Origin of the sequence: Parendozoicomonas verongulae, assembly GCF_009711465.1 — a bacterium.
GTDB lineage: Bacteria > Pseudomonadota > Gammaproteobacteria > Pseudomonadales > Endozoicomonadaceae > Sansalvadorimonas > Sansalvadorimonas verongulae.
In genome coordinates, this window is sequence record NZ_SMME01000275.1 from 1 (window position 1) to 458 (window position 458).

The 458-nt window shown below is 59.8% G+C and carries 2 protein-coding genes; both read right to left on the reverse strand.

What is annotated here, in order from left to right:
• Window positions 1–154: phage protein Gp36 family protein (locus E1189_RS26035; RefSeq protein WP_155158183.1), on the reverse strand; the 154-nt coding region annotated here is incomplete at its 3' end.
• The gene (locus E1189_RS00445) at window positions 151–399 is read right to left on the reverse strand and encodes a hypothetical protein (protein WP_155158184.1); all 249 of its coding nucleotides are present in this window, start codon (window positions 397–399) and stop codon (window positions 151–153) included. The genes E1189_RS00445 and E1189_RS26035, both read right to left, overlap by 4 nt.
• Between the last annotated feature and the right edge of the window lie 59 nt (window positions 400–458).

A 458-nucleotide genomic window follows, 5' to 3' on the forward strand; every position in this document is an offset into this window, starting at 1 on the left:
CTGCGATGTAGGAGTTGATCTCCTCGGTCGCATCATCCAGTGCCTGTTGACCCACAGTGGTATCCACAGAGCCAGTGTCGGCCCGGTCGGTCAGGGAGATGATCTCGTCCTCTCCGAACCGGGCCGAAAGGCCAGCAAGATCGCAATAGCTCACTTACCGGCCTCCTTCTGGGGGGCAGGCTTGGCTTTGGTGGCCTTGGGCTTGGCCTGTGTGGCCTTCTTCGGAGCAGCCTCGGGCTTTGGGGCTTCCTTCGCAGCGTCCGCCGCTGGGGCCTCCACCGCGCCAAAGTCCAGCAACTCCTCAGCCTCACTCTCGTCCAGCTCAATCGGGCTGGCAGCCTTATACAGGCTGCCGTTGTGCCGGACGGGATGACAGGTCATGTAAGTTTTTTTAGCCATCAGTCAGCTGTCCCTTATGCGGAGGTTACGTTTTCGAGGAAGTAAGCCACGTCATCGCA